The 22,695-nt window shown below is 62.3% G+C and carries 19 protein-coding genes, 1 tRNA gene and 1 pseudogene; 11 read left to right on the top strand and 10 right to left on the bottom strand.

From position 1 onward, the window contains the following. The 9 genes from WG908_RS10595 (at position 1) to WG908_RS10555 (ending at position 8,891) form a co-directional block, all read left to right on the top strand. Positions 1–699 (top strand): CoA transferase subunit A, encoded by a 699-nt coding sequence (locus WG908_RS10595; RefSeq protein WP_340186547.1) that lies wholly within the window; start codon positions 1–3, stop codon positions 697–699. A gap of 1 nt (position 700) precedes the next feature. Further along, the gene (locus tag WG908_RS10590) at positions 701–1,345 is read left to right on the top strand and encodes a 3-oxoacid CoA-transferase subunit B (RefSeq protein ID WP_340186546.1); all 645 of its coding nucleotides are present in this window, start codon (positions 701–703) and stop codon (positions 1,343–1,345) included. Beyond that, positions 1,342–2,514: an acyl-CoA dehydrogenase family protein gene (locus tag WG908_RS10585; RefSeq protein ID WP_340186545.1), complete on the top strand. Its 1,173-nt coding sequence runs from the start codon at positions 1,342–1,344 to the stop codon at positions 2,512–2,514. The genes WG908_RS10590 and WG908_RS10585 overlap by 4 nt, the downstream gene beginning before the upstream one ends. After that, positions 2,511–3,569: a phosphotransferase gene (locus WG908_RS10580; protein WP_340186544.1), complete on the top strand. Its 1,059-nt coding sequence runs from the start codon at positions 2,511–2,513 to the stop codon at positions 3,567–3,569. The genes WG908_RS10585 and WG908_RS10580 overlap by 4 nt, the downstream gene beginning before the upstream one ends. 139 nt (positions 3,570–3,708) lie before the next feature. Beyond that, complete coding sequence (locus tag WG908_RS10575) at positions 3,709–4,866, top strand: acyl-CoA dehydrogenase family protein (RefSeq protein WP_340186543.1); 1,158 nt, start codon at positions 3,709–3,711, stop codon at positions 4,864–4,866. Between the two features lie 12 nt (positions 4,867–4,878). Continuing rightward, positions 4,879–6,033 carry an acyl-CoA dehydrogenase family protein gene (locus WG908_RS10570; RefSeq protein ID WP_340186542.1) on the top strand — a complete coding sequence of 385 codons (1,155 nt, stop codon included), beginning with the start codon at positions 4,879–4,881 and terminating at the stop codon, positions 6,031–6,033. A 118-nt stretch (positions 6,034–6,151) separates the two neighbouring features. Beyond that, positions 6,152–7,549 (top strand): aromatic ring-hydroxylating oxygenase subunit alpha, encoded by a 1,398-nt coding sequence (locus tag WG908_RS10565; RefSeq protein WP_340186541.1) that lies wholly within the window; start codon positions 6,152–6,154, stop codon positions 7,547–7,549. Then, positions 7,546–7,914 (top strand): Rieske (2Fe-2S) protein, encoded by a 369-nt coding sequence (locus WG908_RS10560; protein ID WP_340186540.1) that lies wholly within the window; start codon positions 7,546–7,548, stop codon positions 7,912–7,914. Before WG908_RS10565 ends, WG908_RS10560 begins: the two co-directional genes overlap by 4 nt. A gap of 32 nt (positions 7,915–7,946) precedes the next feature. After that, positions 7,947–8,891, top strand: a complete 945-nt coding sequence (locus WG908_RS10555) for an alpha/beta hydrolase (RefSeq protein ID WP_340186539.1) — start codon at positions 7,947–7,949, stop codon at positions 8,889–8,891. On the opposite strand, the pseudogene WG908_RS10550 reads toward WG908_RS10555, so the two are convergent. The 10 genes and pseudogenes from WG908_RS10550 to WG908_RS10505 form a co-directional block, all read right to left on the bottom strand. After that, a pseudogene (locus WG908_RS10550) lies at positions 8,886–9,443 on the bottom strand (nuclear transport factor 2 family protein). The gene WG908_RS10555 and the pseudogene WG908_RS10550 overlap by 6 nt on opposite strands. A 63-nt stretch (positions 9,444–9,506) precedes the next feature. Beyond that, positions 9,507–11,837 (bottom strand): TonB-dependent receptor, encoded by a 2,331-nt coding sequence (locus WG908_RS10545; protein WP_340186538.1) that lies wholly within the window; start codon positions 11,835–11,837, stop codon positions 9,507–9,509. Between the two features lie 165 nt (positions 11,838–12,002). After that, on the bottom strand, positions 12,003–13,616 hold the full coding sequence (locus tag WG908_RS10540) for an AMP-binding protein (protein WP_340186537.1): 1,614 nt from the start codon (positions 13,614–13,616) through the stop codon (positions 12,003–12,005). After that, positions 13,613–14,074: a cobalamin B12-binding domain-containing protein gene (locus tag WG908_RS10535; protein WP_340186536.1), complete on the bottom strand. Its 462-nt coding sequence runs from the start codon at positions 14,072–14,074 to the stop codon at positions 13,613–13,615. Before WG908_RS10535 ends, WG908_RS10540 begins: the two co-directional genes overlap by 4 nt. A 2-nt stretch (positions 14,075–14,076) precedes the next feature. After that, entirely contained in the window at positions 14,077–15,768 is a 1,692-nt protein-coding gene (locus tag WG908_RS10530; RefSeq protein WP_340186535.1) for a methylmalonyl-CoA mutase family protein, read from the bottom strand. A gap of 38 nt (positions 15,769–15,806) precedes the next feature. After that, entirely contained in the window at positions 15,807–16,610 is an 804-nt protein-coding gene (locus WG908_RS10525; RefSeq protein ID WP_340186534.1) for an acetoacetate decarboxylase family protein, read from the bottom strand. Positions 16,611–17,290: 680 nt separating this feature from the next. After that, positions 17,291–17,680, bottom strand: coding sequence for a tyrosine-type recombinase/integrase (locus tag WG908_RS10520; RefSeq protein WP_340186533.1), 390 nt, complete (start codon positions 17,678–17,680; stop codon positions 17,291–17,293). A 279-nt stretch (positions 17,681–17,959) separates the two neighbouring features. Continuing rightward, a tRNA-Glu gene (locus tag WG908_RS10515) sits at positions 17,960–18,034 on the bottom strand. Positions 18,035–18,324: 290 nt separating this feature from the next. After that, complete coding sequence (locus WG908_RS10510; protein WP_340186532.1) at positions 18,325–19,116, bottom strand: SapC family protein; 792 nt, start codon at positions 19,114–19,116, stop codon at positions 18,325–18,327. A gap of 116 nt (positions 19,117–19,232) precedes the next feature. Further along, positions 19,233–20,675, bottom strand: a complete 1,443-nt coding sequence (locus tag WG908_RS10505; RefSeq protein WP_340186531.1) for an FAD-binding oxidoreductase — start codon at positions 20,673–20,675, stop codon at positions 19,233–19,235. A gap of 94 nt (positions 20,676–20,769) precedes the next feature. On the opposite strand from WG908_RS10505, the gene WG908_RS10500 reads away from it, so the two are divergent. Together WG908_RS10500 and WG908_RS10495 are read left to right on the top strand one after the other, a co-directional pair. After that, complete coding sequence (locus WG908_RS10500) at positions 20,770–21,195, top strand: hypothetical protein (protein ID WP_340186530.1); 426 nt, start codon at positions 20,770–20,772, stop codon at positions 21,193–21,195. Positions 21,196–21,326: 131 nt separating this feature from the next. Next, positions 21,327–22,694: a DEAD/DEAH box helicase gene (locus WG908_RS10495; RefSeq protein WP_340186529.1), complete on the top strand. Its 1,368-nt coding sequence runs from the start codon at positions 21,327–21,329 to the stop codon at positions 22,692–22,694. The last annotated feature ends 1 nt before the right edge of the window (position 22,695 follow it).

Below are 22,695 nucleotides of genomic sequence, written 5' to 3'. Positions count from 1 at the left end.
TTGGTCGAGAAAATCTATCCTGACGCGATCGCGGCTCTGGAGGGCTTATTATTCGATGGCATGACGATCGTTGCGGGCGGCTTCGGCCTGTGCGGCATCCCTGAGACGCTGATCGACGGGATGCTGGCGGCCGGCACGCGCGACCTGACCGTCATTTCCAACAATGCCGGTGTCGACGATTTCGGCCTCGGCCTGCTGCTGCGCAACCGGCAGGTCAGGCGCATGATCTCCTCCTATGTGGGCGAGAACAAGGAATTCGAGCGGCAATATCTGGCGAAAGAACTGGAGCTTGAATTTTGCCCGCAGGGCACGCTTGCCGAACGCATCCGGGCGGGTGGCGCCGGGATCGCCGGCTTCTACACCCGGACCGGCGTCGGCACGCTCATCGCCGAGGGCAAGGAACTGAAAGATTTCAACGGCGAAACCCATGTCCTCGAAACCGGACTCGTGGGCGATCTGGCGATCGTCAAGGCGTGGAAGGCGGATCGTTTTGGCAACCTCGTTTTCCGTAAGTCGGCCCGCAACTTCAATCCGATGGCCGCGACGGCAGGCCGCGTGACCGTGGCGGAAGTCGAGGAGATCGTCGATGCGATCGACCCCGATCATGTCCACACGCCGGGCGTATTCGTCCGGCGCATAATCCTGGCGACGCGCAACGAAAAGCGGATCGAACAGCGCACTTTGAGCATGGTGGCCTGACATGGCCTGGACCCGCGATCAGATGGCGGCGCGCGCGGCGCTGGAACTGCGTGATGGCGACTACGCCAACCTCGGCATCGGCATCCCCACGCTGGTCGCCAACCATATTCCGCCCGACATCGACGTGACGCTGCATTCGGAAAACGGCATCATCGGACTGGGGCCGTTCCCGACCGCCGCGACGATCGACGCGGACATCATCAATGCAGGCAAGCAGACGATCACCGAACTGCCGGGCACGGCCTATGTCTCGTCCGCCGACAGTTTCGGCCTGGTGCGCGGCGGCCACATCGCAGCGTCGATCCTCGGCGCGATGGAGGTATCCGAAGGCGGCGACCTGTCCAACTGGATGGTGCCCGGCAAGATGGTGAAGGGTCCCGGCGGCGCCATGGACCTGGTCGCCGGGGTCCGGCGCATCATCGTGCTGATGGATCATGTCGACAAGGCGGGCAATCCCAAGTTCCGGCGGGAAAACAGCCTGCCCTATACCGGCCGCAATGTCGTCGACATGATCGTCACCGACCTTGCGGTGTTCGATCGCCGCGACCGGCGGTCGCCGTTCAGGCTGATCGAACTCGCTCCCGGCGTCACGACCGAACAGGTCGCTGCGCGAACCCAAGCCCATTATATCGAGGAACTGACATGACGGAACGGGCGCAGGCCATTGGCAGCAAGGTCGAGGCATTTGTGCGCACCATCGTCGCGCCATATGAGAAGGACCCGCGCTGCGGATCGCACGGGCCGTCCGATGACCTGGTGCAGGAACTTCGGGCCAGGGCGCGGCAGGCAGGCGTGCTGACGCCGCACATTCTGGAGGACGGCGATCACCTGACGCAGCGCGAGACGGCGCACATATTGATCCGCTCCGGTCTGTCGCCGCTGGGGCCGCTGGCCTGCAACACGGCCGCGCCCGACGAGGGCAATATGTACCTGATCGGCAAGGTCGGCAGCGCGGTCCAGAAAGCGCATTTCCTCGCGCCCATGGTCGCCGGCGACACGCGTTCGGCCTTCTTCATGACCGAACCGGCCGGCGAAGGCGGAGCCGGATCCGATCCGTCGATGATGAAGACGACGGCGCGGCCTGAGGGCGATCGCTGGGTGATCAACGGCCGCAAGGCGTTCATCACCGGCGCGCAAGGGGCGGGGGTGGGGATCGTCATGGCCCGCACCGACCCTGGGGATGGCAAGATGGCGGCGACCATGTTCCTCGTCGATCTGCCCCACCCCGCCATCCGAATCGAGCGGGTGCTGGAAACCATCGACAGCTCCATGCCCGGCGGCCACGCGATCGTGGCGATCGACGATCTGAGCGTGCCGGCGGACGCCATTCTGGGCGCGCCCCATGAGGGGTTTCGTTACGCGCAGGTGCGTTTGTCGCCCGCGCGCCTGTCGCATTGCATGCGCTGGCTGGGTGCGTGCATCCGCGCCAATGAGATCGCGACCGACTATGCCTGCCGCCGCCACGCTTTCGGCAAGCCGCTGATCGACCATGAGGGGGTCGGCTTCATGCTGGCCGAAAACCTGATCGACCTCAAACAGGCCGAACTGATGATCGACTGGTGTGCCGGCATTCTCGACGGCGGAAGCCTTGGCACGCTGGAAAGCTCGATGGCGAAGGTCGCGGTGTCGGAGGCGCTGATGCGGATCGCCGATCGCTGCGTGCAGGTGATGGGCGGCACAGGGGTTTCGGGCGATACGATCGTCGAGCAAGTGTTCCGCGAAATACGCGCCTTCCGCATCTATGACGGCCCGACCGAAGTGCATAAATGGAGCATCGCCAAATCGATCAAGCGCCGTCAGGGAACGCAGCCATGACCGATGCGGGTTTCGCAGGCGCAGGCGCGGTCAGGGCGGCGCACCGGTTTGACGAAGAGCGCCTCGCACAATGGCTTTCCGCCCATGTCGAGGGATTTGCAGGGCCGCTGACCGTAGAGCAGTTCAATGGCGGGCAATCCAATCCCACCTACAAGCTGGTCACGCCGCAGCGCAGCTATGTCATGCGCCGCAAACCACCGGGCGTTCTGCTCAAGGGCGCGCATGCGATCGAACGCGAGGCCAGGGTGCTGAGCGCGCTGGAAACGGTCGGGTTTCCGGTGGCGCACGTCCATGGTCTGTGCGCCGACGAGACCGTTATCGGCACGTCCTTCTATGTCATGGACATGGTCGAGGGCCGGATTTTCTGGGATGCGAAGCTGCCGGAAATCGACCGGGATCAGCGCGGCGCCTATTTCGATGCGATGAACGCGGCGATCGCCCGGCTTCACGGTGTGGATCATGCATCGATCGGTCTTGGCGACTTCGGCCGGCCCGGCAGCTATTTCGAACGGCAGATCGGGCGCTGGACCAAGCAATATCTGGACGATGCGGAGGCAGGCCGCGATCCGAACATGGACCGGCTGATCGAATGGTTGCCCGGTCATATTCCCGATGGCGATGAGACCGGCATCGTCCATGGCGACTTCCGCATCGACAACATGATCTTTCACCCGACCGAGCCGCGCATCCTGGCGGTGCTCGACTGGGAATTGTCGACGCTGGGCCATCCGCTCGCCGATTTCGCCTATCATCTGATGATGTACCGGATGCCGCCGCTGACGATTCCGGGGTTGGTCGGCACCGACCTCGCGGCGGCGGGACTGCCGCAGGAGGCTGACTATGTCGCCGCCTATTGCCGGCGGACCGGCCGCGAAGGCATCGACAATCTCGATTTCTATCTTGCATTCAATTTATTTCGCTTTGCGGCGATATGTCACGGGATCAAGGGGCGGTTGGTGCGTGGGACTGCTGCGTCTCCCCAGGCGAGCCGTCTGGTCGCCGACCTGCCGATCCTTGCCGAGCTGGGGTGGAAACAGGCCTTGCTCGCCGGCTGAGTCGAGGCGGATGCGATCGCCGCTCAACACATGCCAGACAAATGGCCCCATGTTTATAATCAACGTTGCATTATTTCCGTCATCCGGTAGGCAGGGGTGGCCATCGCGATGCAGGCGCGGAACGTAAGACAGGGACGGGATGCAAAAACTGGGTTACTCGACTGAGGATGTCGCCTTCCGGGAGGAGGTGCGCACTTTCCTGCGCGAGCAACTGCCGCCGGAGCTGGCCGCGCTGGAGGCGCAGCATAGTCATCTCAAGCGGCGCGATACCGACCCCTGGCAAAAGCTGCTGGCCGCGCGCGGCTGGGCCGTGCCCAACTGGCCCAAGGCCAATGGCGGCCCCGGCTGGACGGCGGTTCAGCGGCACATCTGGGACGTTGAATATGGGCGCGCCAATGCACCTGAATATAATATCATCGGTGTCGGCATGGTCGGCCCGGTGATCGCAGAGTTCGGGTCGGACGCTCAGAAAGCCTATTTCCTCCAGGCGATCATCAAGGGCGATCTGCATTTCTGCCAGGGCTTTTCCGAACCGGGTGCCGGATCGGACCTTGCGTCGCTCAAGACCCGCGCCCTGCGCGACGGCGAGGATTATGTGGTGACGGGGCAGAAGATCTGGACCAGCCATGCCGCCGACGCCGACATGATGATCTGCCTTGCCCGCACCAACATGGAGGTCAAGCCGCAGGCGGGGCTGTCGATGATCCTGCTGCCGATGGATGCGCCAGGCGTCACGGTGCGACCGATCCGTTCGATCGATGGAATCGAGAGCATCAACGAGATATTTCTGGACGAGGTGCGCGTGCCAGCATCGGCGGTGATCGGCGAGGCGGACATGGGCTGGACCTACGCGAAGTTCCTGCTCACCGCGGAACGGACGCACAATGCTTATCTGGGCATGCTGCACCGTTATCTGGATCGCCTGCGCATCGCCACGGCAGGGTTGGGTCCGGCCATTCGCCGACGACTCGTGCAGCTTGAGATCGACGTGGAGGCGCACGATTGGTCCGTGCTGCGCGTTCGCCTTGGCGAGGACGAGCGGCTGGGTGGTGCGAGCGCATCGGCGCTCAAGGTCACGGCTTCGGAGCTGCTCATCCGCGCGGGCATGATGGAGGTCGAGGCGCTCGGTCCGTCTGCTTTGGTCGAGACGGACGGGCGGACGCGCGCGCTGTCGGACTGGGTGAATCGCGCTGCGGACGGCAAGATGAACCAGCTTCTATATTGGCGTGCCGCCACCATCTTTGGCGGCGCCAATGAAATCCAGCGCAGCATCATCTGGAACACGCTGGCGCGCTGACGGGGACGTGCGATGAACCTGATGCCATCCTATGAGCAGGAAGAGTTCCGCACCAGCGTGCGACGGCTGGTGGATGTTGCGCCGCTGGAACCCGGCGGCTTCGACGCCGCGCGATATGCCGCCGCATGGAGCAGGTTCGCCGAGGCTGGGGTGGCCGGCCTCTGCCTGGCGCCCGTGGTGGGCGGCTTTTCCGGCGAGGCAGAGGATGTCGCGCTGATCGCGGCAGAACTGGGCCGCGCGCCCGGCGCCACGCCACGCATCGAGACGATGGTGCTGGCCGCAGTGCTGCTTTCTTCCGGCACGGAGCCGGCGATCGCGCGACTGCGCGAAAAGTTCGCTGCTGGCCAATCGCAGCCGACCGTCGCATGGTTCGAGGGTGGCGACCCATATGGGCAGGATATGCCGCAAATGCAGGCGACGAGGACCGGTGGCGGTTTCACGCTCACCGGGCGCAAGATGGCGGTCATCGGCGCTGCGACGGCCGATTGCCTGATCGTTACGGCGCAACTACCCGCACGAGGGCTTGGGTTGTTCTTGGTCGATCCGGCGGCGGCGCGCGTGGACATGCACGGTTACCGGCTTTCCGACACCACGCCGGTCGCCGACATTGTCTTTCACGACACGCCGGCGTTGACCGATCGACCAATCGCCGAGGGCGAGCATGCCAGCGCCATCCTGCACAAGGCGCTCGACCACGCATTGATAGCGCAATGCGCCGCTACGCTTGGCGGGATGGATCGCGCCATTAATCTTTCTATCGAGCATCTCAAGACACGGCAGCAGTTCGGCAGGCCGCTGGCCGATTTCCAGGCTCTCCAACATCGCGTGGCCGACATGTTTATCGCGACCAACGATGCCCGGTCGATCCTCTATGCGGCGGTCGCCGCATCGCGCGGTGACGCCGTCACCAGAGCCGCAGCGGCATCACGGTGCAAGGTCAAGATTTCCACGGCGGCCAGGAGCGTCATCGGCGACGCGCTTCACCTCCACGGCGGCATCGGCATCACGACGGAATATCCGGTCGGTCATCTTTACAGGAGGGCGATGGTCGACAGCCTGCTGATGGGTGATGCGGACTATCATCTTGCCCGGCTGGAGGCGGGCGGCGTAGACTGGCGGATGGACGAGCCGCGAGCAAGCCTTGTCGAATGTCTTGCAAGAGCCTGATGCAGGCGGCCTTAAAATAGAATGGTAATTAGATTAATGGTTGCAAGCGAGCGGGGCGGCTTTTATGCTTCGTGGGAAAAAGGCGATCGAGCGCCGCTGAATTTTCAGGAGATGGTTGTTGGACAGCTTCATTCCACAGAGGCCGCAGGTCGATTATCTTGACGGCATCCGGTCCTACGACGATGTGCCGGCCGGGTCCGTCCGGGCGAAAGCGCCCTATGTCGACAATGGCACGGATATCATCGACCCGCGCCGTTACCGCGATCCGGCGGAGGCCGTGCGCGAATGGGACAAGCTGTGGACGAAAGTCTGGAACCTTGCGGGCATCGCGTCGGATATCCCCAATCGGGGCGACTGGTTCAAATATGATCTCGGCAAGGAAAGCTTCCTGATCGTCCGTGGCGATGACGATCAGATCCGCGCTTTCTATAATGTCTGTCCCCACCGGGGCAACCAGATCGTCCGCACCGATTTCGGCACGGCCAATGAATGTTTCAGCTGCGCGTTTCATGGCTGGCAGTTCGGCAAGGATGGTAGCCTGCTTGCCGTCAAGGAGCCGGAGACGTTCCGTCGTGAGGTGCTCGAAGGCGTGCCTGGCCTGACAGAGGTACGCTGCGACGTGTGGGGCGGCATCGTCTTCATCAATATGGACGACGACGCCGGCCCCTTGCTCGATTTCCTGAGCGTCATTCCCGATCATCTTGCCGCCTACAGGCTGGAAAATTACCGGGTCGTCGACGATGTCGAATATATTTACGACGCGAACTGGAAAACCAGCCTCGACGCGTTCGTCGAATTTTATCATGCCGACCAGATCCATCCCGAACTGGGTCAGGCGATGGAAACCTATTTCTGCCAATATGATCTGTATCCGCGCGGCGTCAGCCGCATGATCCTGCCGCTGGGCAATACGCCCGACAAGGTGGCTGATCGGGATGCACCCAACGAGGTGCAGGAAACGATGATCCGCCAGTGGGAAGGCGATCCCGAAGAATGGAAGCATCTGCGCGGCGCCGACTATAAGCAGGCGATGGTGCAGGTGAAACGCCGCCTCGCGAAAAAGGCGGGCTGGACCCATTGCGACGATCTCGATGACGACCAGATGGTCGATGACCTCAATTATCTGATCTTCCCCAACGTCACGACCAATACCTATTCCGACGTCAATTACCTCCAGATATTCCGTCCCCATCCGACCGACCCGATGAAATGCATCTGGCGGTCGATCACATTGGTGCCACCGGCGAAACATGAAGGTTTCCGGCCACTGGAACTGGCCAGCCTGGGGCAGGGGAACACCATCGACGCCGCCGACAAGGACCTGTCGGTGCGGCCGCCCACGCGCCGGGTGACCGATCCTGCCGATACCGGCTTCGTCCTCGAGCAGGACGCTCTGCTGGTGCCGGGTGTGCAGCGCGGTATCGAATCGCGCGCCTTCAAGGGCTATCGCCTCAGCGAACAGGAAATCCGCATCCGCCATTATCTCGCCGAGGTCGATCGATACTTGGCAGGATGACGGGGCAGGATGCACGATCTCATGAAGGCGACCCGTCACCGGGCGGCTATGTCGCGGTCTGCCTCGAAGGCGACATTCGCAACGGGCAGCAGCGGCGTTTTGCCGTCGCTGGGCGCGATATCCTGCTCGTTGGCGCCGGGGGCCGCGTCTTTGCTCTCGCCAATCGCTGCCCCCACATGGCCAAGCCGCTCGACGGGGGCCGGGTTACGGGCATGAGCTTCACCTGCCCGGTCCACGCGGCCCAGTTCGACCTTGAGACCGGCCGGTCGATCGGCTTTCCCAAAACCGGGCCATTGCAGCGCTTCGACGTGCGCATCGAAAATGGGCGTATATTTGTCGGCGTTGAACGGAATGGGCCGGACTGAACGGCTGCCGACGAAAGAGGAGACCGGGCGCCATGCCGGAGAGAGTGGAATTTCTTGTCGATGGCACGCATGTGCATGCCGACCTGTATCTGCCGCAGGATATGAAAGCCGGCGAAAGGCGTCCCGGCATCGTCGTGGGACATGGTTTCAGTGGCGTGCGGGACATGCTGGTGCCGCAGGGGACATATTTCTCCAACGCAGGCTATGTCACGCTCGCGATCGATTATCGCAGCTTCGGCACCAGCGGCGGCGCGGTTCGGGGCGAACAATTCCCCGAACGACATATGGAAGACCTTAGCGCCGGGATCAGCTATCTCCAGACGCGCGACGATGTCGAACATGACCGCATCGCGCTGTGGGGCACGAGCTTCGGCGGCGCGGTGGCATTGGGGGCGGGTGCCCGCGATCGCCGCGCGCGCGCTGTGATCGCGCAGGTGCCGATTGTCGATGGCCGAAGCTGGATGCGTGGCCTGCGCGACGCGGAACAATGGGAAGATTTGCTCGACGCGATCGACGAGGATCGGGCGCGGCGCTTCAGGGGGGAGCAAAGCCGGAGGATTCCGGTTTCTCTGCCTTTTGGGTCACGGGACATATGCGCCATGCCGACCAGCGATGATGCGTTGCAGTTCCAGACCACGATGCCCGAAACGTGGCGCGGCGACATGAGCATGGAATCGCTGGAAAAAGTGCTTCAGTTCAACCCGATCGCGACGATCGCCCAGATCTCGCCCCGTCCATTGTGCATCATCATGAACACGGGATATGAAGTCATTCACCCGATGGACGCCGTCATGAAGGCCTATGCCAACGCCGCAGAGCCTAAGAGGCTCGTCCTGCTCCCCTATGACCAGTTGGGCTTTTACGCGGATGAGGGGCAGGACGCGGCCATGGGCGCTGCTCTTGGCTTTTTGAAGGAGGTGCTGCCGGTCGGCTCCACCGTCGGCGGCGCGGTGCCGCGATCGCGCTTCGCTTCATAGGCTAGACCAAGCCGCGCCACTATTTGCCGCAATGAGCTTATAGCCCCAATTCGCGCCGCAAATCTGCCAGGCTGGGTGTGTTCGGCCGGTCGATATCGGCATCATGGGGCGGAGAACCAAAGGCCGGCATGTCCCAGAATTTGGCGGACATGTCCGGCGGCCCAGATAGAGAAAACTCCAGTGCCGCACGGCAAAACGCCAGCGGCCATCCTCTATCACATAGCGGTCATGATAGACGCCCAGAGCGAGGCGACGCACCCCCTGCATGTCGCACGTATATTCGTTGATGTAGAGCCGGGCTTCGGCCGTGTCGCCATCCACGTCAATGATGGCGCCATGCGCTTCCATCCATGTGAAACGGAACATCTCCATGAGCGTCGACACCCAGTTGACGATGTTCTCGCGCCCTTACTGCCGCGCGCCAAAGGCGTGCCACACGCCGTTGGTCGCCCAGGTCTTTCTCAGTGCGTCCCAATCCTTGCGATAGATCGCGTCGGTATATCTCGCCAGAAGATGGCGGATCTCGCTTTCAGCCTGTAGCGCCGCGCTCATGTCTGGAAGCCTCCCTGCTGGATGGGGGCGGACGACGGTCAACCGCCATCCGCCCTGATGGCTTCAAAATTCGAAGCGCAGTTCGCCTTCGAATGTCCTCGGGCGGCCGGGGCTTACCGAATTGATTCCGAATCCCGACCCGGTCGGAAGGCCTCCGACATAATATTTTTCCTTGGTGATGTTTCGAACATACAAGGCGGCGGAAAGCTTCGTTCCCGCGATCGACGACCAGCCGAGCCGGGCATTGGCGATGGCATATCCCGGAATACGCGTATTGGGGGTGAGCGTGGCGGCGAGGTTGGAGAAATAGGAGGATGTCTGGGCATAGAAATCGCCGCGAAGCGTGATCGTCCCGGTGTCACCGGACAATGGCCATGATCCTTCGGCATATAGGACGCCGGACCATTTGGGGACGTCCGCAAATGGTCCGTAGGTCAGCGGCGTGCCGAGCGCGAATGCCTGGGGTTCGGTAAACCGCGCTTTGACATAGGTGACGCTGCCCCCGGCATTGAGCCAGGAGGCGGGTCGCGCCGTGAACTGGGCTTCGGCTCCAGTGACACGGGCTTCGGGCACATTGTTGGTCACCAGTGCGGGGTTGCCATTGACCGGCACGAACGCCGCGCGCTGGATATCGTGAATCCACTGAGCGAAGATATCCGTGCTGAAGGTGACAGGCGTATCACCGATCAATCCATTGAACTTCACGCCGATTTCCACGTCTTCCGTCGTCTCCGGGCGGAACTCGTTGCCACCCTGTGCCGAAGGAATGTTGAGTGGTAAGCTGGTATTATTGTAGCCGCCCGTCCGCCAGCTGCCCCGCGTCGCCGCGTAGATCATGAGGCTCGGCGCTATCTGATAGTCGATGCTTGCCGTCCAGCTTGGGTTGGTCTCCGTCCTGCTTTGCGACGACGCCCCAAATATGGAAGTCGGCAGATTATTGGCCGACAGCTTGTCCCGCGTATAGCGAAAGCCGCCCGTAATATTGATCTCGTCCGTGAGGCGATATGTCGCCTGCACGAACCCGGCCAAGGAACGATCTCGGTTCTTCGAGGCGTATTTGAACTCGGTCGCGGGGAACAGGGGCAGCAGGCTGAACGCCGCATTATTGCCGTCGAATATATCGCGCTGATTAAGATAATAGACGCCGACGACATAGTTGAGGCGGTCGTTGAACAACGTGCCCTGAACCTGCAACTCTTCGGAAAATTGATGGGTATCGTTGAGCAGCGGAATAGCGACGTTCGGTGTATGATATACCGCATAGGGCGTGCCATCGAAGTCGGTGCCGGTCACTCTGCGGCCTCGGTTGAAGCCCAGAATATTCTTGATCTTCAGCGTCGGTGACAATTCGATTTCGGTGCTGTTGATGACGAAGACATTGCGATTTCTGTAAAGCGACTGGCCATCGATATTCGTCTTCCACGGCCCAAGCTGACGCTGCGCGGCCAGCGCGCCGGGTATGCCGCCGATCGGCGCGTTCGGATTCGCCGCCAGATAGGCCTGGAACAAGGGATTGGACGGATTGTACAGGCAGTCGGCGCTGCTGTTGAGCGTGGCGCCACCATTGGTTGCACCGCAGGCGTTGTAGGAATAGATTTCCGTCGGGGTCGAGCGCCCACGGTCGCGCGTATATTGAACTGTGGTGACACTGGTGATGCCATCGGCCGGTTCGATCCTGAGCGTGCCGCGGATCGAGCGCTGGGTCAGGTTCCCCAGCCTTTCGCCATTGAAAATATTTTTGACGAAGCCGCCGCCGGACTGGAGATTGCCCGCCAGCCGCAGGCCGATACCAGGTGCGAGAGGCAGAGTGACGGCGGCGGTAAGCTGGCGGCTGTCGAAGCTGCCTAGGCGCCCGGTCACGAAGCCTTCGAACTCGTCCTTGGGTTGCCGGAACTGATACAGCACCGCGCCGCCGGTCGCATTGCGGCCAAAGAGCGTGCCCTGCGGTCCCTTGAGGACCTGAATATTTTCGATGTCGTAGAATGTGGCTGCGCCCAGCGTGTTGATCTGAACCTCATTGATATAGGGCAGAACGCCGGGGGCGGAGTTGCTGTAAGCGTCGATACTCTGGCCGCGGATCGCGTAATTGATGGCGTTGCTGCTTCCCGTCTGTCTTACAATCAGGCCGGGGACCGCAGTCTGCAAATCGGATTCGGACCTGATCGACTGGCGTTCGAGCGAAGCGCCGCCGATCGTGGCGATGGAAATTGGAACCTTCGACAGACTTTCTTCGCGCCGACGCGCCGTAACCACGATTTCTTCCGATCCCGCCACGGCGCGCTCTGTCCCGGCGACTGGAACTGGTGCAGCGTCTTGCGCCAGTGCGGCCGATGTCCAGCCGGTGGGCAAAGCCATCATCGATGCTGCATAAAATCCCGCCGAAGCCTTTTTCACGATCATACTCCCCTTTTTTGCGGCGTTGTCTCAGGAACCGATATCCCCGGCCGCCGAATTTCATTCATATATCTAACGAGACGTAGAATCCAGTCATCTTAATCCCGCAACAGGCTCTGTCACGCAAAAATCACCCCCCCTTTTTTGTGGGCTTCGGGCTTCGCCCTAATGCGGGGCCAACTGTTGAGCATAGCGGGCCTTCAGCTCGAATTTCTGGATCTTGCCGGACGTCGTGGTCGGAAATTCGTCGACGAACCACCAATATTTGGGAATCTTGAATTTGGCGACGCGACTTTCGAGAAAGCCCCTTAATATCGCCTCGTCCGCCACGGCTCCCGGCTTCAACCGGATGGCCACCGCGATCTGCTCGCCCCACCGCTCGTCGGGTACACCGAACACCGCCGTATCGGAAATAGCGGGATGCACGAGCAGTTGATCCTCAATCTCCCGTGGGTAGATATTCTCGCCACCACGGATCAGCATATCCTTCGACCGTCCGGTGATCGTCAGATATCCGTCGGCGCGTACCGTCCCCAGATCGCCGGTATGAAACCAGCCGTCAGGCTCAATCGCCTCTGCCGTGGCCGTCAAGTTCTTATAATAATCCTGAAGCACACAGGCGCTGCGCAGGCAAATCTCGCCGATCGTATCGACCGGCAGCACCTCGCCGGTGGCGGAATCGACGATGCGCACCTCGGTGGGACCAAGCGGCGTTCCCACCGTCTGCGTGATATGCTCGACGCTGTCGCCGCGCACGGTCGAACAGATCATGCCGCTCATTTCGGTCTGGCCGAAGATCATCATGAATTCGCAGCCAAATTCACGCTCGATCCGCTCGACCAGTTCGGGCGCGACCGGCGCACCGCCGCAGGTCAGGACCTTGAGGCTGCTGAGGTCCAGCTCGTCAAAGCCGGGATGTTCGAGCAGTGCGATCGCCATGGTGGGCACGGTCGTGGTGATCGTGACCCGCTCCTGCTCGATCATGCGCAGCATGAGGCCAGGCTCGAACTGCGGCGGCAGGATCAGTGTGCCCCTGCTCCACAGCGCTCCGCAGGTGGAATGGACCGATCCGCCGGTATGAAACATCGGCACGCAGTTAAGCCACACCGATCCATCGCCGGCGTCGAAACATGCGGTGGCGAATTTCGAGCTGTTGACGATCCCGCGATGGCGCATGCGCGCGCCCTTGGGCTTGCCGGTCGTGCCCGACGTATATTGGATCATGACCGGATCGGTGGGGGCAACCTGCGGAAGCGCGCCATCGGTGGGCGCGGCCGCCATGAAATCGGCCCAGTCGTCGAGGATCAGCACCTCGCGCAACAGCGGCAAGCCATCGCGTATCTGTGCCAGCATGGCGAGGTGATCGCTGCCCCGACAGTGGCGCACCGTGATAAGGCCGACCGCATCGGAATTTTCGAGGATGTAGGCGACCTCGCTTTCGCGGCTGGCCGGATTGATCGTGACGAGGACGATGCCGGCCAGCGCTGCGCCGAATTCCACCAGCCACCATTCCGGCACATTATGCGCCCAGATCGCGACATGCTCGCCTGGCCGGAACAGCGTGAGCAAGCCGCGCGCCGACCGCTCCGCCGCCGCCCATGCCTGCGCATAGGTCCAGGACCGCTGGCGGCCCTCCATGTCCGGGCTTTCCTTGAGCGCGATGCGATCGGGCACGGATTGCGCGCAGCTCCGCAGCAGATCGCCGAGCGTCATTTCCGAAATCTGCGCCTGGGGGTTGGCCCGGAAATAGGATGTTCGCGCCGTCGCCTCCGCCCTCATCCGGCTGCCCTCCCGCCGTCCTCTTTTGTCGTTTCCGCCCGCCGCAGCACCCGATCGAGCGTCACTTTTTCGATAAATGCGATGATATCGTCGATGGTCGACCCCGACCCGAATATCCCCTCGACCCCCAGCGCCTTGAGCGCATCATGATCGTCCTGATGAACCAGCCCCCCGATCATCAGCGGCACGTCCATCCTCTGGGCCCGCATTTCCGCGACCACATCGCGACAATGGTCGACATAAGCCCCCGAAGAAAAGCTGATCCCGATCAGGTCGACGTCCCGTTCGCGTGCTTGCCGCACAAGCTCGCGCACCGTCAGATGTTCGCCCAGAAAGGCGACCTCGCAGCCATAATCGCCAAGACGGGTCGAAAGCGTGCGAATGCCCTTGGTATGCACGTCGAGACCGAGCATGCCCAGGCCCACCCGGCCGAGCTTGCGATTGAGCAACACCGACATGCTCAGTTCTCCGACAGGCCAAAGGGCGAGGTATAGACATCGAAGGCGTCATAGGCATGGCCAAAGCCCTGGCGCAGCGTGCCCCATACCTCCGAAATGGTCGCGTCGGCGATGAAGGCGTCGATCATGGCGGGGTAGGGGTTGCCGCCCTCGCGGGTCACGCGATGCAGATGTTGCATGGCGCTCGTGACCGTCGCCATGTCGCGCTGGCCCCGGAACTGGACGAACCGCTCGACATGGTTCTGGATCGAGGCCTTCATCGGCTCGAAGCGGGCAAAGGGCTTTTCATCGGGGTTGGTGAAGGCGTTGAGGCCGACGACCAGTCGTTCCTTGTCGTGCAGTTCGCGGTCATACTGGACGTTGAACTTGTCCATTTCGCCCTCCAGCCAGCCACTTTCGATCGCTTCGACCAGCCCGCGCTTTTCGATTTCCGCCAACAGCGCCAGCGCCTCCTTCTCGACCGCGTCGGTCAGCGCCTCGACATAATAGCTGCCGCCAAGCGGATCGGCGACGCGCGCCGCGCCGATTTCATGCGCCAATATCTGCTGCGTCCGCAGCGCCAGTTCCTTGGCTTCCTTGGTCGGGATGCAGATCGGCTCGTCATAGGTGCAGGTTTCGACCGACTGGACCCCGCCGCAGATCGCGGCGAAGGTCTGGAGCGCGGCGCGGGTGATATTGTTGAGCGGCTGCTGATAGACCAGCGACTTGCCCGCAGTGTGGCACGCGATGCGCAGCCGCATGCTGCGCTCGTTGGTCGCGCCGAACCTTTCCTTCATCGTCCGCGCCCAGATACGGCGCAAGGCGCGGAATTTGGCGACTTCCTCGAAGAAATCGACGTCGGAGGTCGATACCCAGGCCATGCGCGGCGCGATCTGGTCGACCGACGTGCCGCGCCTGGCGATATCGTCGAGGCAGGTGTTGACGATCGCCATGCCGACCGCGATCTCGCCCGCCGGCGACACGCCGCGTTCGCGCACGTCATAGGCCTGGGGCAGGCCAAGCGCCCATAAGGGCGTGTTGGCCGCCGAATATTCCAGGCACCCGGCGCTCATCCGCAGCGCCATGTTGGACGGCACCAGCTTGGACCCCCAGCCCGATATGACCTGATGGAAATAGTCGGGCATGTGCGAGCCGAGCAGCGAGTCCAGCAGCTGGCCCCGCTTCTTGTGCACCGCGACCGTCAGCGGATAAACGAGAGAAATCGAATGCCAGGCAAGATCGATTTTGGAAAGATCGATCCCCTCCATCAGCCGCTCGCAATCGCGCAGAGTGGGGATCGATACGCCCTCGATTCCCACATCGTTGCGGAACATCGGATGGTCGGGATCGACCGCCCATTTGGTCGGCACATCGTCCACCACGTTCAGGCCGGAAGCGCCGTTCTCGATCGCGACGCCCAGCCCTCTTCGGGTGTCTTCGGGCGCGCCATAGCCGACGATCTCGCGCATGCTCCACATGCGCGATCGATACATCTGTGGGAACGCCCCGCGCGTGAAGGGATATTCGCCGGGGCCACCTTTTATGTCGTCGCTATCGGACACATCCTCGGGCGTATAATGGTTTTTCGTCTCGATATTGCCCCAGGTCTTGGTGCGGGACAGGGCGATCGTCGTCAGCTTTTCATGCAGCATGTCATCGCCGCCATTCCCGGATGCCGATGCTGACGCCTCACCCTCGATGTCTTTGGCGGTCATGGATAATTCCAGTTCTTCAAGAGGGGATGGATCAGTCATCACGTTCGCGCCGCAAGCCGGCGAGTAGCGGTCCGGTCGATGATCGCGCGTCCTGTGCCGCGAAACGCCCGAACCGAACCCTCGATCGGCAAAGCGGACAGAACAGCTAGCGCGGCGGACGAAAAGGGCGCGGCGAGTCGGTCCGGCGTCAGCCATTCGATCGATCCCTCGCCCGACCATGCGTCGCGATAGTCCCAGCGCATGACATTGATTAGCGGATAGTCGAGGTCGCTGCCCCCGCCCGGCGCGGCGATGTATTTCCAGCCGAAGGTGCGAACCTCGCCGGCCTTGTCGTTGACGCGCTGGACCGCCTCTGGAGCAAGCCGGCGGAGCGAGGATGCGCCGGCTCTGAGAAGCAGGGCGTCTTCTTCGTAACAGGTGAAGCTTGCTTCTGACTCGCCAACCGCTGCGTCGGGAATGGTCCCGAACAGCTTGCCGAGGCCCATATATTCTCGCCCCGCAATAAGGGCGCCCACCTTGTTGACCCATAGAATCGGCGCAAATCCGGCGACGATCGCGTCGTCTCCATCGCCGTGCTCTGCGTTTATCGAAACGACGATCTCATTATAGGCCCGCCCGCCCAGGTAATCGACATTCTGGTAGCTGACGTAGCTGATCGAAGCGGTCACGGCCTCGGGGAGCCGGAAGTGACCCGGCAACATCTTGCCGGCAGCGGCGCGCGAGGTCGGAAAGCTCAGAACAATCGCATGCGCATCGCCGATCACGGTGCGATCTGGCACCGGCGAGGGGCCGAACATCGCAGGCATGTCATAGCGTTGACCTGTAAGCGGAACGAAAACCATGCGTGATTACCTTCTAGCTGTGGAACCGCATCCTGTCATTGCTAAAACATAATATATCTTAGAAAAAGTCGGAGGCAAGCGCAAGAGGCGCGCGAATTCACTAGGGCGCCGTCGCTCCGGTCCTTGCTTCCAGACTTTCGAATCATGAGGAAGTGGCACCCTTGAGCCAGCGAAGGAAGGCGGCGCCCTCTACACGGCGCGGTAGGCTGGCCGCTATGGTCGATTTCCCGGAAGCAGGATCGCCCAGGAAGGATGACGAAGCGATGATCCTGCAGCGCTGTAACGGCGTTGCGATAGGCGTCAGTCGGAACGAAGCAGCTGAGGTCCGATCCCATGTTGTCGAGGATCGCCTTGGCCTGTTTGTATGCATGACCGGTGATGATGTGAGACAGGTCGCCGGTGCCGTACATCTTCGGCGGCAAGGACGGCGGTCAGATGCGCCTGATGCAGATGGGACCGAATTTTGAAATCGCCATGTATCTGGCGCAGGCGACCGGGGCCTCCATCGTGACCGACAGCGCCTTCCGCTGGCGGGAAATTCTCCGCGCGGCGCGACCGAAGGCGAGCGAGCCGCCGGCTCGTCTCAGGCAGCTCACCGGAAATCTCGCCGACGCCGCCTTTCTGTTTCCCGACAACCCGGATAGCATCATCCAGTTAGCGCGGGAGGGCATATTGTCGGGCTACCTGGCTGCAGTGCTGCGTAGCCGCTTGGCTGTCTCATACTTGCCCTTGCCCTCCATCTTGCGCAGCATGGTCAACACCTCCTGCGCAGTGATGGCGGTGACAGGGCGTTTGCCAAGCGATGCATTGATGAAGTCCAGCAGCCAACGCAGCTTCTTCATCGTAACGGCGGAGCGGCCTTCACGCTCGACCTTCACCAGCCACTCGTCGGCAACCGCCTTGAAGCTGTTGGCGGCGGCGACGGTGGCGGCAAGCCGATCCAGCTTTGCTTTCTCGGCGGGGTCATTACCCTTCGCCAGCACTTTGCGGGCGGCGTCGCGCTGCTCGCGGGCGTCGGCAAGGCCGATGTCGGGATAGACGCCGAAAGCCAGCGTCTTCTGCTTGCCCATATGGCGATAGTTCATCCGCCAGTAGCGCCCCCATTGGGCGTCACATAGAGGAACAGGCCATCACCATCGGTGAGTTTATAGGGCTTTTCCCGGCCCTTGGCGCAGCTGTAAGCGCCATGATGGTATCTCCTTTTCGAGGAGGGCCGCGCTACCATCAGGCATACCATCAAGTTGCTGGTATCCGGTGGTCCGAGACCGCTCCGTATAGGATGCCTACCACGAAAAACCGCAGAAAACCGCCGTTCCCGGCACCTTCTGATACTCTCTGGGAGAGGATTTTGGTGACCCCTACGGGAATCGAACCCGTGTTTCAGCCGTGAGAGGGCCGCGTCCTGACCGCTAGACGAAGGGGCCGCAGGTCGGGTGATCGACCGCAGGAGGGCGCATTTAGGCGGCTGTGGTCAGGCCGTCAAGCGATTGCAGCGCCGATCGCCAGCCATAAAAAACCACCCCATGCGATTCGCATGGGGTGGCCAGGTTCAGGGAGGAGACGCTTCCAAAGGGGGAAGCGCCCATATGGCGCACCCGAAAGGGGGGCGGGTGGGCCATATGTGTGAAGATAAGCCGGGTTTGATTCCGTTTCAAGAGGGAACTGAATAAATCCGGTCCAAATCGACCATTCCGTCCGGCGCCCCTAAAAATGTTCAGCTTTCAGCGATTGCCGGTTCTGCCTGGACGGGAATGATCGGACCCTTGCCCTGCTGAACCTGCCGATCGAAAATGTCCCGCAGCAGCTGAAGCGAGAAAAGATGGGCATAGAGCAGCGGCAACATGCCGTTCTGGCTGATCTTGCGCAGTTGATCGCCCCGCATGTCACGCAGCTTCTCTTCGTTGACCATCTGGAAACCGCGATAAATGAACGGCTGTTCCGCACCGGGGACCTGGATGGCGACTTCGCCTTCCATCAGCAGGTCGAGGCCCCGCAGTTCCTGCATGAACTGCCCCGTACGCGCGGCCGCCTGTTCGAATTCTTCGCAGAACTTCAACAGATTCTGCGTGATTTCGCTGGGCTTGCCATCTTCGAAGAGCCTGTCGCCTTCATCGAAGATGCCGACCGCGCTCGACGTGGGATCGAAACAGAGCGAGAGGTCGTCGCTGTCGGGCCGCAGCTTCGCCAGCATCCACGGATAGCGGCGGACATAAGCGGGAACATAGACGGGGCCGAGCAGCTTGCCTTCCTCGTCCAGGAACACGTTGACGCCTTCGTTGAGGCCCATGAGCGCCAGCGGCACCGGGTCGGCGCCGGCCGAAAAAATGATCGGCACGAAGCGTTGCGCGGCGGAAAACTCCTCGACCGTCAGCGGGATCGCATGTTGCACCGCCAAATGCGGCGCGGACTCGACGGGACGCAGGCTATATTCGCTATGGTCATTGCTGCTGAGCGGAATGAGATCATTGTAAAAGATCGGGAGACTGTTGGCGGGCGCGCTGGCCATGGGTCTGTTCCACTCCGTCGAAAAGGGGCGCGATGCTGCGCGCCGCCGGTCTGATCATGGCATGCCGCCCTAAAGGCCTTGGCCGGGAGAGGCAATCGCTTTCCTGTTGACGGGCATCACCCTTCGCCCGGCATCGGTATCAGCTTTTCCGGATTCATCAGGCCCTGCGGATCGAACGCCGCCTTGATGGCCCGCATCGCCATCAACTGCGCCGGGCTGCCGAGGCGCCCCAGTTCGGCGCGCTTCATCTGGCCGATGCCATGTTCGGCCGAAATCGACCCGCCGGCGGCAACGACCGCGTCGTGAACAAAGCTGCTGATGGCCTTTCCCTGATCCGCGATCCACGCCGGGCCATCGCCGGTCCCACCCGGCGCGCGGACGTGGAAATGGACATTGCCATCGCCCAGATGGCCGAAGGAGGATGCGGTGGTGCCGGGAAACGCGGCCTCGGCGGCGGCGGCGCCCTTGGTCATGAAGTCGGGCATCCGCGCCACGGGCACGCTGATGTCGAACTGGAGCGCAGGCCCCTGCGCCTTTTCGGCGGGCGAAAGGGATTCGCGGATCAGCCAGAAGGCTTCCGCCTGCGCTTCGGTGGCGGCGATCGATGCGTCGATCACGATCGACGCATCGAGTGCCTGTGCGAGTGCTGCTTCCAGCCGTTCCGCAGGACCAGGATCGCTATCGCCGACATGATCCACCACTTCGATCAATACATGCCAGGGCGCGCGCGTCGCGATCGGTGGCCGGGCAGCGGGAAGATAGGACAGGACATGGTTCAGCCCGTCCTCGGCAAGAACCTCAAAGCCCTCGACGCTGTCGCCCAGCGTGGTTTCGATCATGCGGAGCAGGGCGAGCGCCGCGTGCGGGCTGTCCACCCCGACCCAGCCGACCGCGCGCGCCGCGACGGCGGGCACGAGCCGCAGCGTGGCCGCGGTTACGACGCCGAGCGTTCCTTCGGCACCGATCAGAAGCTGTCTGATATCATAGCCGCGATTGTCCTTTTTCAACGGGGCCAGCCCGTCAAAGATGCTGCCGTCGGGAAACACCGCTTCGATCCCCGCCACCAGCGCGCGCATCGTGCCATGGCGCAGTACCTGCGTGCCGCCGGCGTTTGTCGACACAAGGCCGCCTATGGTCGCCGATCCCTTCGCGCCCAGGCTGAGCGGGAAACGGCGGTCCGCAGCGCCGGCGGCATCGTGCAGTGTCGACAGGATCACGCCGGCTTCGCAGACCGCCAGATTGTCCTGGGCCGAAAGGCTGCGAATGCGATTGAGGCGGCGGAGCGACAGGATGAGCGCGCGACCGTCCGCCGGCGGTGTCGCGCCGCCGACCATCGACGTGTTGCCACCCTGGGGCACCAGCGGCACGCCAAGCTGGCTTGCCAGCGCCATGACGGCCGAGACTTCGGCGGTGGACGACGGCGACAGGATGGCTGCGGCGGCACCGTGAAACCGGCCGCGCCAGTCGGTGGTCCATGGCGCGATCTCGTCCGGATCGGTGGTGACGCCCCTGGGACCGAGCAGGTCGGCGAAGCGGGCGACGAGGGCGGCGTCGATCATGGGACCTGTCCAAACATGGGACGATGCTATGCCCCGGAATTCATCGCTTGTTCAACCTCGGTCCTTTATCATTTGTCGTCAAAAGGGGTCGGATTTGCTTCATTCCGTTTTGCTGCTGCTGCTTGCGCCCGACGGGCAGACTGTCGAATGGGCGCAGCTTTCGATTCAGCAGCGGATCATCATCCGCGTGCCGATGGATCGGCGCAAGGGGCGCGCTTCCACCAGGGAGCGGGAAGATCCGGTCGAATGGGAAGAAAAGAAGGGACCCAAATGCCTCGCCATCCGGTCGATCCGGGCGGCCGCCATCACCGTGCCCAATGGCGTCGACCTGGTGCTGGCGGACAATCACCGCTATCGCGCACGACTGGAACGGGGCTGCCGATCGGCCGGCTTCTATTCGGGCTTTTATGTGGAACCGGAACGCGACGGGTCGTTGTGCGCGGGACGCGACGATTTGCAGGCGCGCAGCGGCTTTGCCTGCGCCATCGACAGTTTCAAGCGGCTGGTCGAAGGGGATTAGGCTTCGACAAAGGCCGAAAGCCCGCTTTTTCTCGTGATTTTCTTGACAAGCCAGCGCTATTTCCGCAAGGGCGCGCAGTTCCATTGTCGCCAATCAGCGCAGCGGATTTTTCCCTTGTTCCGGACATGTGCATGACTTTTGCCGATCTCGGCCTATCCGACGAATTGCTACGCGCCGTAACAGAGGCGGGATATGACACGCCCACGCCTATCCAGGCGCAGGCCATTCCTTCCGTTTTGATGATGAAGGACATCGTCGGCATTGCCCAGACGGGCACGGGCAAGACAGCCAGTTTCGTGTTGCCGATGATCGACATCCTGGCCCACGGACGCAGCCGGGCGCGCATGCCCCGCAGCCTGATCCTGGAGCCGACCCGCGAGCTCGCTGCGCAGGTCGCCGAGAATTTCGAAAAATACGGCAAGTATCACAAGCTGTCGATGGCGCTGCTGATCGGCGGCGTGTCGATGGGCGACCAGCTTGCCGCGCTCGAAAAGGGCGTGGATGTGCTGATCGCGACGCCCGGTCGCCTGATGGACCTGTTCGGTCGCGGCAAGATCATGCTGAATGGCTGTTCGCTGCTGGTGATCGACGAGGCCGACCGGATGCTCGACATGGGCTTCATCCCCGATATCGAGGAAATCTGCACCAAATTGCCGGCGCAACGGCAGACCTTGCTGTTTTCCGCGACGATGCCCCCGGTCATCAAGAAGCTGGCGGATAAATTTCTGTCCAATCCGAAGTCGATCGAAGTCGCACGCCCGGCGACGGCGGCGATCAATATCGCGCAGTGGCTGGTCAAGGTCGATTCGCGCAAGAAGCGCGACGCCTTGCGCGACATGCTGATGGCAGAGGATGTGACCAGCGCGGTCATATTCTGCAATCGCAAGACGACGGTGCGCGATCTGAACAAGACGTTGCAGCGCGCGGGCTTCAAATCGGGCGAAATTCACGGCGATATCGATCAGGGGTCGCGTCTTGCCGAGCTGGAACGGTTCAAGAACGGAACCGTCAATATCCTTGTTGCGTCCGATGTCGCCGCACGCGGGCTGGACATCAAGGGCGTGAGCCATGTGTTCAACTATGACGCCCCATGGCATCCGGACGATTATGTCCACCGTATCGGTCGCACGGGTCGCGCCGGCGCCAAGGGCGTGGCCTATACCTTCGTCACGGCGGAGGACGCCGAAGCGATCGACAACATCCAGAAACTGATCGGCACCAAGATCGACCTGTTCCAAGCGCCGTCGATTGCAGCACCTGCCGAAGCGAAGGTGCAGGCGCCACGCCGGGCGGAGCCAAAAAAGGCCCAGGAAAGCCGTGCCTCCAGGGACCAGGAACCGGCGGTTCGGGTGGAGCGCCCCCGCGAGGATCCTCGCCCTGCGCGTCGCGACACGCCCCCGGCGCAGCGTCCGCGCCGCCATGAAACCGCGGACGATGGCCCGGACGAGGGCTGGAACGGGCCGATGCCCGAATTTCTGTCGGTGGGTTTCAGCGGCTGAT

Source organism: Sphingobium anseongense, assembly GCF_037725245.1.
Classification (GTDB): domain Bacteria; phylum Pseudomonadota; class Alphaproteobacteria; order Sphingomonadales; family Sphingomonadaceae; genus Sphingobium.
The sequence above is the reverse complement of the archived record's forward strand: the minus strand, read 5'-3'. Positions and strand labels throughout refer to the sequence as shown.